Genomic DNA, 12,787 nt, shown 5'->3' with positions numbered 1-12,787 from the left:
TTGCATCGAGAAGGGCTATATTAAACACCAAATAAAACACCCATGACCCGATTATTTCGCCGCATCAACCCCGCCCAAAAATTCCGCATCACCAAACATCAAATTGCCAAATTATTGAGGATTCCCGAATCACTCATTGTAAAAATCCAATCCTGGCTCTATGTCGTGTTTGTCCACCGCCTCGACAAAGGAGGACAATTTATCAGTTACCGCCAGATTGAACACTGGAAAAATGCCGTTGCCTGCCAACTCCAAAAATGCTTGACTCAAGAACAGTTACAACAGGTATGGAATGCCGTTGAATTTGACCACACTAAACATCAACAACAATACGCCGATTCTTTCCTCCCATTCCTGACAAGAATTAGGGCAAAATGTCAAGAAGCTATTTCTACAAAATCACAAATAGATGCAATACCCATTGAGCAAACAAAAAAACGCGATCGCCTAAGACACCAGCAAAACTGAACACCAATGGCGTAGCTGTATTCAGGAACGTCTATACTTCAAGTGTTAAGATAACAATCATCTAAATTGCAGATTTCAAGAGTAGAGAGTTCTTGTAGGATGGGCATCCTGCCTGTCCGAGTCATGCAAGTTACAGGTACAACAGCTTATCGTTTTAACTTTTCGCTGGAGTAGCTCCAAGATGCTACAAGTAGGACAGGTACTGCGCGATCGCTATCAACTCAAAGAGCAATTAGGACAGAATGCCGGTCGTCAGACTTGGTTAGCAGACGATTTAGCGCAACAACCACCTGAGCCAGTCATTGTCAAGCTCCTGGCCTTTGGTGACCAAGTTCAGTGGGATAACCTCAAACTGTTTGAGCGAGAAGCCCATATTTTAAAACAACTTAACCATCCCAAAATTCCCAAGTACCGCGATTATTTTTCGATCGATGACCGCATCCTTTGGTTTGGTTTAGTCCAAAATTATATTCCCGGTTCTTCCCTCAAAGAATTGCTGATTCAGGGGCGAAGATTTTCGGAACAAGAGGTGCGAAACATTGCTACAGATGTATTGCAAATTTTGATGTATCTGCACCAACTTAGTCCCACTGTCCTCCACCGCGACATCAAACCCAGCAACTTAATTTTGGGAGAGGATGAGACGATTTATTTAGTGGATTTTGGTGCCGTGCAAGACCGAGCCGCCGTTGAGGGGGCGACGTTTACCGTCGTTGGCACTTATGGCTATGCTCCAATGGAACAGTTCGGAGGTCGATCTGTTCCTGCCTCTGATCTTTATGCCTTGGGAGCAACTTTAATTCATCTACTCACAGGAACTCCACCTGCTGATCTCCCACAGCGAAATATGCGAATTCAGTTTAGCGATAAAGTCAGTCTAAGGCTTGATTTTGTGCGCTGGATTGGAGGACTAACAGAACCCGATGTTGAGCAACGATTTACTACAGCTCACCAAGCCTTAGAAGCTCTCAACAGTCGCCGTATTCCTAATTCTTTTCTCCCCGTCCACCAACCCTATGGGAGCCGAATTCTATGCCAAAAATCTCCGAATCAGCTCGATATAAAAATTCCAGGGCGAGGAATCAAAGCATCAGACACATTCTTACTCTTTTGGGTACTCGTGTGGTACGGTGGAACTTTCCCAATAGGATTGTTGGGTTTCAATGTAATTATATTGCTATTTTGGATAGCTGGTTTATTGCCACTGGGTATGGTGCTATTGCCAGCTTTCGGGGAAATTGACATCCGTTTCTACCGTGATTCCTTTGTCATGAAGTGGAAATTATTGGGTCTATGCTATCGACAAATCCAGGGAAAAACGTCAGCAATCCACCGTGTTCGCAAAAGTGATGAATCGATAACCATTAATGGTAATCCCCTGGCTACAGTTGTTCTTCAAGCAGGTGTGCAAGAATACAAATTTGGTGCCATTGCTCCACCTCTGGCTGAACTAGAACGTGAGTGGCTGGTTCAAGAAATTAAAGATTGGTTAGGACTCAGATAGGCACAGTTGAGAAGCGCATTGAGCATTAGAGCATCAGGAACCTGCGATCGCTCCAGTCGCCAGCGTAACAGCCTTCTGTAAAGTACCAAGCACCCGATTTAGGGTTTTTTCTAATACTGTAATCGTATTGTGCGATTCGCTTGGCAGAAGGCTTGCCAATCAGCTGCTCAAGTGATTGCTCTCCGGTAGCAGATAACGAAGCGAGGGTTATCTACAGTGAAAGTACCCTTCGAGGGTACTGTCAAAGCTAAGAAGCCTAGGGCAATCTTGAGTTGTAAATGTTTTGTTGAAGAAACCTGAATTTGAAGAGATAGATAGGACGTAAGCACTCACACTCTATAAAGCAAACAGCTATTCGTTAACACCCACATATAGCGTTTGCACTCTTTCAGGATGTAAGTCCTAATCAATACTTCATCAGCGTTTTGTTCTTCAACTCACTTATTCCCATCAAATTTTGGAGTTCGATTCTCATGGCTGTATCCACAGTTGTTTCTAGCTTTGAGCTTTTGGTTAAGCCACTTGTGCAACCTAGTGCTGACATATTAGGAGCTGGTCGTACTATTATCCAGGGCTACTTTTTGACCATCTCCAATCTCAATACCACTACCCCCGTCCAATTGAGATTAAATTTTACCGCTAAGTCTCCAAACTTAAACACCCAACCTCTACTCGCATTTTTTGACATATTAAATGTGAATAGTCCCTTAACTCCAATCAGCACCCCAACGAGCCAAACCTATTCGATAACAGTTGGCGCGGGAGATACAGGATTGTTTCTTTTCCAACCAGATGTCACCAACCAGGCGGTTGTTACCAATGCCAATACCGAGCTACGTGGATATGTAACTCTCTCCCTAGCAGCTCCCTTTGGTTCTAATTCCTTTGACTTGTTGCTAACACCTCAGCAGCGGGGAACATTCTTACCCAAAGATTTCCCTAACAACAAGTTAGACTTTGACCAACTTGCCTATGGTCTTCCCACTGCTACGGGTGGTGCGCGAGTTACCCTCGCCCAGATTCAATTCCGACCTTTCCCTATAGCTGAACTGCCTTCTGAAATCGTTAACCTTGACCCTGGGTTAGCTCAACTTATCCAAGACAATCCCAATGTACTAGTCAATGGCGATTCCCAGAGCCTTTCAAATACGGCTATCACAGCCCAAACCAATGGCTTGCAACCAGTTTTAAACTCAATGCTCCAACGTCTTGAGGCTATAGAAAACCGTCTGGGAAACGTTCAACCCGTCAGAGCTTAGTAGGGTAAGCAATCCCTTCATTTCAGTAACAGCCTAGGGTTACACAACAACTAGCTAGCACCTGGTTGTTCCCTAGGTGTAGCGCACGACAAAAACTCGATCTTCCCAGACGAGGACGGCGCAAGACTTGACGCTGGTCAGTGGATTATAGCGATTCTCACGAGCATGAAACACACGGGTTCTAGTTGGGGACAAAGTTGTACTGCACTCAACCGAGAATCGCTATAGAAATTCACTGAGAATGTGATGGGCGAACACCACCGATCAGCTACTCTCATCAGCTTTCCCTTACTTACTGCTCAGAAGGTGCGCTAAATATGCTCTTTTATTCCTTTTCATACAAAGCAGAGGTTCATTTTTATGAAAACAAAATTCAGGTTTCAGCCGCTTTCATTCAGTTGGGTTGCTATTCATCCTAATCCTAAAGGTGTTGTGCAATTTATAGGAGGTGCTTTTTTTGGAACTTTTCCGACAGTTTTTTATCGATATTTTCTAGAGAACTTATTTGAAGAAGGTTACACCATCATTGCTCTACCATTCAGATTTACATTTCGCCATTGGCCAATCGCTATTAGTTTGTTAAAGGAACAGGCTGTGCTCGCCGATGAAATTTCCCAAATAGCCAAACGATTAAATTACTCAACTGATATCTATGCCGATCCTAAAAAATATTTTTGGATTGGTCATAGTTTAGGATGTAAATATATCGCCCTTCTAGAATTTATGAGTGGCGATATATGGCGGAAACTTTTAGCAGAATGTAATCAAGATGGCAAAAGTCAAATTCAACAAGTGGAAGAGGGTATAAAAAGTATTCCTGACCCACGACGCACTATCAAAGGTCAACCGTCTTTACTGATTGCACCTGATATTAGTGATACGCAAAGTGCCATCCCTAAACCTCTAGCGTTCATCGCCCATTTCCTTGACAAATACAACCTTGGGGTACTTCCGACCAGAAAACAAACGTTATGTTACATTAATAACAGTCAATTATTTAATTTAACAGCACTTATTTCTTTCGATAGGGACACAATCGCAGGAAGTGAGAACGACAGAGTGAAGCCCCCTGAAGAAAGAGAGAATAGTGACGTGCTTTGGCTAATTGAGCATTTAAAGCAGGGTAAATTTAGCCTGCTTCACAAAGAAATTTCAGGCAAGCATTTAGAGCCTGTTGGGATCAAAATTGGAGATTATGTAGTTGACCTCAATCCCTTGGATAAATTCCTTGAACCTATTAAAGCTAGGCAGCTAGAAGGGTTGACCATCCAATTTTTGGAGGAGCTCAGGAAGCGGGAAGAGCAACTCCGTTGAAGAAGTTTGCAGACAGACTTTAGTTTATTGTTCTGCATATCAGTCTGTTGGAACAGCAGCAGGATAGATCATGAAGAGTCAAGCGGGAACCCCTAGCAAAGTTAGAACTGATGAATTGACAAAATTCATCAAATGTGGAAGCAATCATTAATGATGCCAAACTTCATACTGGATGGTTCACTAACCCACGGTCAGGGTAAGGTAAATCTATTCTCGCAGAAGACTATGGCACTCAAAACCCTTATTCCACTCGTTCTTTTGATCTTTGTACCCATTTCCATCGCGGCTGAGCGATTGCATTGGGGCGAAGAAGCTGTTTTTCTAACTTCCGTACTCGCTATCATTCCCCTGTCGATTTGGCTGTCCACGGCGACGGAGAAGGTGGCGGTGGTGACGGGGCCGTCCGTGGGAGGCTTAGTGAATGCCCTGTTTGGCAACGCAACGGCACTGATTATTGCCCTCATGGCGCTGCGTAAAGGACTAGTGGATATTGTCGAAGCAAGTATCACCGGTAGTATTCTCAGTGCGCTGCTCTTGCTGTTAGGTTTAGGGATGCTTACGGGGGGTTTGCGCTACAAAGAGCAGGAGTTTAAGCCGATTTTGGCAAAGGTGAATGGTTCATCCATGACACTGGCAGCGATCGCAATTGCCCTGCCGACGATGGTGATTGATACCTCCAATATTGTTGATGCCACAGCGATTCGCAATCTCTCTCTCGTGGTTTCGGGGATACTGATTGTAGTCTATGGTTTGACGCTGCTGTTTTCCCTCAAAACTCACAGCTACCTCTATGATGTCGGATTAGCCGAAGAAGAGATGGAGGAGAATGCCACTTTTCCCGAATCGGAATCATCCCAAAAGAAGAGTCGCTCTAAATTATGGCTGTGGATTGTTGTTCTGCTAGCTTCCACTGTTGCGGTTGCGTTTGAATCCGAAATGTTTGTCGGTGTCATCGAGTCTCAAACCCAGCGTTTTGGACTGACTCCCTTGTTTACAGGTGTGATTTTACTACCGTTGATTAGTGATGTGGCAGGGTATGTCATCGTTGTGAGACTGGCGCTGAAAAATCAAATGGATTTAACCGTTTCGACGGCAACGGGTGATAGTCTATTGGTGGCTTTATTTGTTGCTCCTGTATTAATTTTTGTGGGTCAAGCGACGGGTCAACCCATTGACCTCAACTTCAATTCCTTTGAAGTAATTGCTTTAGCGATCGCTGTGATGGTTACCAATATTATCTGCTTTGGGGGACGGTCAAACTGGTTGGATGGCACTCTGTTGTTGGCAACTTACCTGATTCTGGGAGTGGCTTTTTACTATCATCCCGCTTGAAGTTGAAAGCACCCATGCCTTAGTCAATCCACCCATTTTCAACAAAAGCCTTAACCCGCTCCAACTGGCTTTGCAAAGCTTCAAGTTTTTCTGCCGCTCCTGTCAAGTTTTCGTCTCGCGCCTGTTGCTCCAATTGAGCGGCTACCTCTGGCATCAAACGCACACCCACATTCGCACTAGCCCCCTTGAGTCGGTGAGCTTGCTGCACAATGATTTCAAAATTATTCACTGGGATAGCAAGGCGTATCTGTTCTAATCCCGGTTGAGCATTGTTAATGAAAGCTTGTACCAGTTGCTGTTGAAATTTCAGTTTGCCACGAGAAATAGCCTTGAGGCGTTCCAAATCCAGGGGGATTTCATCTACACTCAGTGTTGAACGTTCAGGATGGTGTTTAATTTCAGAGTTTGTATCCGCCACTGTAGGCTTTACCGTATGTTTTGTCCATCGTTCGATCATCGCCCCTAAGGCTTCTTGTGCGATCGGTTTACTGAGGTAATCATCCATGCCTGCAGCTAAACACTTCTCGCGATCATTGTGGAGAGCGTGGGCCGTCAGAGCAATTATAGTCGTATGGCGCTCTGAGCCTTCGCGACGTCGGATCTCTTGTGTTGTATCATAGCCATCGAGGATGGGCATCTGACAATCCATTAAAACCAAGTCATAGTTCTGTTGCGCTAATTGAGCGATCGCTTCCTCGCCATTCCCCACACAGTCGGCTTCAAACCCCAGCATTGCTAACTGGTTCAACGTCACCATTTGATTGACTTCATGGTCTTCTACCAGCAGAATTTTCAAAGAAGACTGGGGCGGTTTCGGGTTTTGGGCCGTCGCCTCTTCTAGCTCACACAATACTTGACCTTCATTCTCCTGTTCTTGAGGAGCTAAGGCACTCACCAAACAATCCAACAGCCGCGAAGCTCTGACTGGCTTAATCAGGTAGCCAGAAATAGCCATTCCCTCTAAATCTTGTACCGTATCCAAGCGATCGCTAGTTGTCATCACAATCAGCTTCGTCTGAGCTAGCGTGGGATCGGAGCGAATCATCGGTACTAGTAGCGCCCCCTGAGGCTTGGGCAGTTGCAAGTCTAGAATTGCCACATCATAGGGATTTCCTTGAGCCACACTCGATCGCAAGGCCTTGAGAGTTGTGAGAGTGTCTACGGCTTCATCCACTTGCATCTCCCAACTATCGGTGAGTAACCCGGCTGGCGAAGTAGACTCATTCAACCGAATACTGCGGCGAATTGCGGCGCACAAGGCTTGGCGTGTCGTTGTCTGAGCAGAGACGACTAATAGTTTGAGCTGATGCAAAACCAGGGGACAAGCCATTGCCTCCACTACCGTCGGAGGGTCAAACGACGCTGTAAACCAGAACTTAGAACCCTGATTTAACACACTCTCGATACCAATTTCACCCTCCATCAACTCCACCAATTGCTTGCAAATAACCAATCCCAATCCAGTCCCACCATATTGCCGGGTTGTCGAGGCATCGACTTGGGAAAAGGATTGGAATAGTTTTTCTTGGTTTTCAGCGCTAATACCAATTCCTGTATCGATGACTTCAAATCGGATGGGAGTCGGTAATGGGTGATGGGTGATGGGTAATTGCGTTTCAGCGGCGTCTTCCTCTGTTGCCAGTCCCCGACTCAGCGACACTTTCACCAAGACTTGACCCACATCGGTAAACTTAACGGCATTCCCCACCAAGTTGAGGAGAATCTGACGCAGGCGATTGGGGTCTCCTTTTAACAGTCTAGGAACGTCACTCGAAATCCACATCGCCAACTCCAGCCCTTTTTCATGAGCCTGTGCGGCTAAGACATCCACCACTGAGTCGATGCAGCTATCTAACTCAAAATCGATGTTTTCTAGCTGCATTTCACCCGCTTCCAGTTTGGAAAAGTCAAGAATATCGTTAATCACCGTCAGCAGGTGTTCTGCACTGCTACAGATGGTACTGGCATATTCCAACTGTTGAGGCGTAAGCGGCGTCTGCAACAATAACCCCGCCATCCCCAATACACCGTTCATGGGGGTGCGAATTTCGTGACTCATGTTGGCGAGAAACTGGGACTTGAGCCGCGTTGCTTCTAGAGCGGCTTCTCGTGCCTCCACCAATTCGTTAATCCGATCTGTGGCAATCACAATGCCGCCGACTTCACCGTCGGGAGTGTACCAAGGATGAATCGCCCAACGCAGGTAAATTTTTGTCCCATCGCTGCGCTCCCAGACATCTTCACTGATAGAGATGACTTCTCCTTGCAAAGCTCGCTGGTGTTCAGCTTGCCAACGCTCTGGAAGGTCTGGAAAGATGTCGTAGTGGCTACAACCTAGAATGGATTGTTCCTCCAAGCCTTGCTCCGTGATCCAAGTTTGAGAGTAGGCCAGATAGCGCATTTGAGTATCAAACATCGCCACGGCAAGGGGGGCACAGGCGATGATTTGCCGCAGTTGTTGACGCTCTCGTTCTAAAGCCAACTCAATCTGCTTGCGCTTGGTGATGTCCATCAGGGTACCCGTCATACGAACGGCTGTACCATTCGAGTTGCGGATCACCGCTCCTTTACTGGCAATCCAGCGAGTTGCCCCATTGAGGTCAATCAAGCGAGCTTCCACATCATAATTTGTGCCTGTCTCGACGGTACGCCTTAGGGATTGAATCACGGTGGGTCGGTCATCGGGATGCAGATACTTTAAACAAGCATCGTAGCTACCTTCCAAGGCTCCAGGCATCAGACCAAACAAGGTTTCTGTGCCTTCCGACCAGGTCATGCGATCGCTCATCAGATCCCAGTCCCAAGCACCCATCTGAGCTGCACAAAGCGCTTGATTCAGCCTTGCCTCACTTTTGCGGAGCGCTTCTTCGGCGAGAGCACGCTCTTGAATTTCCACCAAGAGATGGTCATTCACCTGCTTTAACTGTGTCGTTCGCTCTTCGACTTGCACCTCTAAATCTTGTTTGCCTTTTTTCAGGGCATCTTGGGCGGATTTGCGGTCGGTGATGTCTCGAACAAGGCCGATAATGGCTTGAGGCTGTCCCTGTGCATCTCGAATTAAGGAGGCACTCACTTCCGCCGGGAAACGGCTACCATTTCTCCTGAGCATGGTGTACTCCACATCTCGGATACTGCCGTGCTGGAGAACCTTCTCAAGACATAGATCGGCAATGCTGCGGTTTTCCGGCGCAATTAATTCACAGGCAAATCGTCCCAGGATTTCTGTCTCACTTTCATACCCATGTAATACAGCCACTTGGCGGTTACAGAAGAGGAGTTTACCGTTCAACTCACTAACCGAAATCGCATCGGGCGAGGTTTCTACCAAAGTTCGATAGCGGGCTTCACTTTCTTTGAGTGCCTGTTCGGCACGGGTACGTTCTGTGACATCTAAAGCAAGTGACAGGATGGATACGAGTTCACCCGAAGAGTCCCACAGTGCCGAGTTGTACCACTGACAATAAATAACCGAGCCATCTTTGGTATAGTTACGATTTTTCCCCACAATATGGGGTAAACTTCCATCGAGTAAAAGGCTCATGTCTTGTTGGACTGAAGGCAAGTCTTCCTCAAACACAAATTGCCCTTCCTCTAGGCGATGGTTCAACACCTCCTCTGCCTGCCAACCAAAGAGTTTTTCGGCCTGTTTCGACCAACGCTGGACTCGAAACTCATGGTTCAACTCAATCACCGCTAGGGGTGAGTTTTCTACATGAAAGGTCAACCGCTGGAGTGCCTGTTGCAATTGAGTGGTTGTCGCCGCATGTTCTCGAATTTCCGTTTCTAAATGACGATTAGCCACTTCTAACTCGGCGGGACTCGGCAACGCCAAGGCTTTAGGAATTAACGGCACCAATAGCACGGCTGTAGTGACAGACACAGCCGCCGTCATCGCTTTGATCAATCCACTCAACCAATATTGGGGGTGCCACAGTGTCCACACTTCCATAACGTGGGTTGTGCCACAAGCGACGATGAAGGCTCCAAATAAGAGGAAGATCCAGCTAAAAGGCAGGTCATGTCGCTTGCGAACAAAATAGATCAGCGTCAGGGGAATGGAATAGTAAGCCAGAGCAATGAGAACATCGGAGACTAAATGGAGTCCTACTAGTCCTGGCTTCCACAGGTAGCAATGTCCATGAGGAATAAACCGTTCTAAAAGCAAGTTCGCTAACAGTGCCAACATATAATTTTTCTGGTGCCCTGCCCAAGGCTTGATCGGTAACCATTCGCCATCCGATTGCGAAATAATTTGCAACGCTCGTGGTGTTCACCCACTAGCCTAGCAAGGCGGAATCAGTCTGAGGTTGAGCACCAATCACAATGCAGTCGGAAGGATACAGTGGACGCAAACGCTACCTGGGTTCATACTTAAATCTTTCGTTCAGACTCCTGCGTCGATGCGTGTGACTTCTGATTGAGATAACTTAACCTCAACAGCAGCAACCGAGTCATCGATACTCGATATCTTACTGGCTCCTGGGATGGGTACAATGCAGGATGACTTCGCACGCAGCCACGCTATGACAATCTGATAAACAGAGACTCGTTTTTCCTGGGCTAATTGAGCGATCGCAGAAATTCCTTGCAAACTACTCACCCGACGGCTACCCCCCAATGGACTCCACGGGAAAAATGTCAACCCTTCCGCTTCGCAATATTCCAGAACGCCATCGGTTTCTGGCTGTCGATGCCAGGGGTTGTATTGATTCTGCACAGAAACCACATCCACCACGTCACGCGCCCGTTGGATTTGCTCAACCGAGAAATTAGAAACACCCACGAATCGAATCATACCGCCCTCTACAGCTTCCTTCGCTGGTTGGAGAGCTTCCTCAATCGTGTAGTCTGGGTCAGGGGCGTGATATTGCCAAACATCAATGGGTTTTGACCCACCTAGTGCTTCAAAGCTAATCCGGATAGTTTCCCGCAGGTGAGAAGGGTTGCCGTTGCGTGTCCAACTGCCATTGGGTCGCATTAAGCCCCCTTTGGTTGCCACTATCACTTGACTGCTATCACCCCCATAACTTTGCAGGGCTTTGTGGATCAGTCGCTCATTGTGGTGCTTGTCGGACTCATCTTGACAATAAGAGTCAGCCGTATCGATCAGTGTGACGCCTAAATCGAGTGCCCGATGAATCACCTCAATCCCTTGTGCTTCCGGAGGTCTACTACTCAAGGATAGGGGCATACCACCTAGGCCAATGGCGCTGATGTTTACACCCGTATTACCAAGTTGTTTTGTTTCCATGTGTGTAATCTCGATAGCTATCTTCCTGTCTTTCCTCCGCCTCATCTGTCCTTGGAGTGGTTCGATGCAGACAACCCCAGCCAACTACCTCACCCAGTTTAGCTAGAAGCACTCGTATAAAAACGCAGGGCAAAGCGCCAAAAGATACGAGAAGCCAAAAGTAACCCCAGTGCCAAAGCCGCAGCACCCACAACCCAACTTACCTGACTTCGACCCAGCATGACTTCGGCGGGTACCGTCGTCAGGAAGGCGACGGGAACCACAAACGTAAAGAAGAATCGATACGTAGCCGGATAGGCAACCATGGGGTAACGACCGGCTTCCAGCAAACCTCGCAGTACTTCTGTGACGTTATAAATTTTGACAAACCAAATACTAGTTGCTCCTAACATAAACCATAGGCTATAAAGGCTGATGATGCCACAAATCAGGGGAATCACACTGAACAGGTAATTCTCGGTCGCTAAACCCAGGCGTCCGCCAGCATAGGCAATCAGCACGCCGGCGAAGATTAAATCCGGCATTCCCCAGGGGGAAATCGTGCGGGTAGACAGCCAAAACTGACTGCTGATGGGTTTAAGCAAGACAAAATCCAGTGTTCCCTGTTGGACTTGCTCGACAATGCGGTTGAGGTTGGGGACGAGAAAGGTAGCTGAACAGCCCTGAAGTAAGGTAAAGACGCCCAGGATGATGAGAGCTTGCTCCCAGCTCCAGCCTTCAAAGGTATAACCTGTACGGTAAAATAGAAAGAGTCCGAATAAGCTGCCGATCAGGTTGCCTAAGCTGCTTGTTGTGGCAATCAGAAAGTTTAGGCGATATTCAAGTTCAGCCGCGATCGCAGTACTCCAGAACAGATTTAATACCCGTAAGTATCGTTTCATCGGTTGGCTCGCTCTTTGAGACTGAGATAACACATATTATTTTCTGCTCATTGGTGTTGGAAATCACTCCATTAGGGTGTTTTTACTCTTCCCTTGCACCTTGCTAAAGCGATAGTCTTTACCTGACAATCGCAATGAGCCGCCAAATACAGAGTTAGACAGATGTTGCTTCCTCTCCATAGTGGACTTAGCTCTGGGGTCAGGTTTAGAACTCTGCTTCCTCTAGATAGTGAGAGCCGAACGGATTATGAAAAAGATTCTGGTGATTGAGGACGAAGTTTTTATTCGCGAAAATCTGATCGAACTCCTGGAAATTGAAGGATTCGATGCTTTAGGAGCTGAAAATGGTTTCGCGGGTGTGCGGCTAGCGAAAGAATATCAACCCGATTTGATTTTATGCGATGTCATGATGCCAGAACTTGATGGTTATGGTGTCTTAAATGCACTGCGCGAAGATACTGGCACTGCCACGATTCCCTTCCTATTCCTCACGGCTAGTGCGGATCGCAGCAATCTCCAGAAAATTAGAGAGATGGGAATGAATGATTATATTCTCAAACCGTTTAATGTGGATATATTTTTAACGGCAATCTCTAATCGCCTAGAACCCTAATCTGTACTAGATCAACATTATAGGCCAGGAAGTTTCTATTCCAGGCACAAAGCTTCGTGTTTGCAATTCTCTGCGCTTGATTTACCCAGCCTCCCATGAGTATCGGTTTGAGCGGGAGCCGTTGACACTGAGGTCAATCTGAGGGTAGAGGGTGCTGCACAAGAC

At 46.9% G+C, this 12,787-nt stretch carries 9 protein-coding genes; 6 read left to right on the top strand and 3 right to left on the bottom strand.

The features are described from left to right. Positions 1-42 precede the first annotated feature (42 nt). The 5 genes from NDI48_19795 (at position 43) to cax (ending at position 5,877) form a co-directional block, all read left to right on the top strand. Entirely contained in the window at positions 43-468 is a 426-nt protein-coding gene (locus NDI48_19795) for a hypothetical protein (GenBank protein ID MEP0833413.1), read from the top strand. A gap of 181 nt (positions 469-649) precedes the next feature. Then, entirely contained in the window at positions 650-1,972 is a 1,323-nt protein-coding gene (locus NDI48_19790) for a serine/threonine protein kinase (protein MEP0833412.1), read from the top strand. Between the two features lie 473 nt (positions 1,973-2,445). After that, the gene (locus tag NDI48_19785) at positions 2,446-3,231 is read left to right on the top strand and encodes a hypothetical protein (GenBank protein MEP0833411.1); all 786 of its coding nucleotides are present in this window, start codon (positions 2,446-2,448) and stop codon (positions 3,229-3,231) included. A gap of 360 nt (positions 3,232-3,591) precedes the next feature. Further along, positions 3,592-4,545, top strand: a complete 954-nt coding sequence (locus NDI48_19780; GenBank protein ID MEP0833410.1) for a DUF1350 family protein — start codon at positions 3,592-3,594, stop codon at positions 4,543-4,545. 225 nt (positions 4,546-4,770) lie between these two features. Next, the gene (gene cax / locus NDI48_19775; GenBank protein ID MEP0833409.1) at positions 4,771-5,877 is read left to right on the top strand and encodes a calcium/proton exchanger; all 1,107 of its coding nucleotides are present in this window, start codon (positions 4,771-4,773) and stop codon (positions 5,875-5,877) included. Positions 5,878-5,896: 19 nt separating this feature from the next. Here cax and NDI48_19770 read toward each other — a convergent pair whose 3' ends face one another. The 3 genes from NDI48_19770 to NDI48_19760 form a co-directional block, all read right to left on the bottom strand. Further along, positions 5,897-10,135, bottom strand: coding sequence for a PAS domain S-box protein (locus NDI48_19770; GenBank protein ID MEP0833408.1), 4,239 nt, complete (start codon positions 10,133-10,135; stop codon positions 5,897-5,899). 126 nt (positions 10,136-10,261) lie between these two features. Next, entirely contained in the window at positions 10,262-11,128 is an 867-nt protein-coding gene (locus tag NDI48_19765; GenBank protein ID MEP0833407.1) for an aldo/keto reductase, read from the bottom strand. A 98-nt stretch (positions 11,129-11,226) separates the two neighbouring features. After that, positions 11,227-12,009: an ABC transporter permease gene (locus tag NDI48_19760; GenBank protein MEP0833406.1), complete on the bottom strand. Its 783-nt coding sequence runs from the start codon at positions 12,007-12,009 to the stop codon at positions 11,227-11,229. 247 nt (positions 12,010-12,256) lie between these two features. Between NDI48_19760 and NDI48_19755 the strand changes: the two genes are divergently transcribed. Next, complete coding sequence (locus NDI48_19755) at positions 12,257-12,622, top strand: response regulator (GenBank protein MEP0833405.1); 366 nt, start codon at positions 12,257-12,259, stop codon at positions 12,620-12,622. Positions 12,623-12,787: the final 165 nt, after the last annotated feature.

It is taken from the genome of Microcoleus sp. AS-A8 (genome assembly GCA_039962225.1).
In the GTDB taxonomy this organism is placed as follows: domain Bacteria; phylum Cyanobacteriota; class Cyanobacteriia; order Cyanobacteriales; family Coleofasciculaceae; genus Allocoleopsis.
This window is presented reverse-complemented; position numbering and strand designations above follow the sequence as displayed.

What these genes read in the sequence shown, in the direction of transcription:
- NDI48_19795 (MEP0833413.1), top strand. Translation starts at nt 43, where the DNA reads ATGACCCGATTATTTCGCCGCATCAACCCCGCCCAAAAATTCCGCATC.
- NDI48_19790 (MEP0833412.1), top strand. Translation starts at nt 650, where the DNA reads ATGCTACAAGTAGGACAGGTACTGCGCGATCGCTATCAACTCAAAGAG.
- NDI48_19785 (MEP0833411.1), top strand. Translation starts at nt 2,446, where the DNA reads ATGGCTGTATCCACAGTTGTTTCTAGCTTTGAGCTTTTGGTTAAGCCA.
- NDI48_19780 (MEP0833410.1), top strand. Translation starts at nt 3,592, where the DNA reads ATGAAAACAAAATTCAGGTTTCAGCCGCTTTCATTCAGTTGGGTTGCT.
- cax (MEP0833409.1), top strand. Translation starts at nt 4,771, where the DNA reads ATGGCACTCAAAACCCTTATTCCACTCGTTCTTTTGATCTTTGTACCC.
- NDI48_19765 (MEP0833407.1), bottom strand. Translation starts at nt 11,128, where the DNA reads ATGGAAACAAAACAACTTGGTAATACGGGTGTAAACATCAGCGCCATT.
- NDI48_19760 (MEP0833406.1), bottom strand. Translation starts at nt 12,009, where the DNA reads ATGAAACGATACTTACGGGTATTAAATCTGTTCTGGAGTACTGCGATC.
- NDI48_19755 (MEP0833405.1), top strand. Translation starts at nt 12,257, where the DNA reads ATGAAAAAGATTCTGGTGATTGAGGACGAAGTTTTTATTCGCGAAAAT.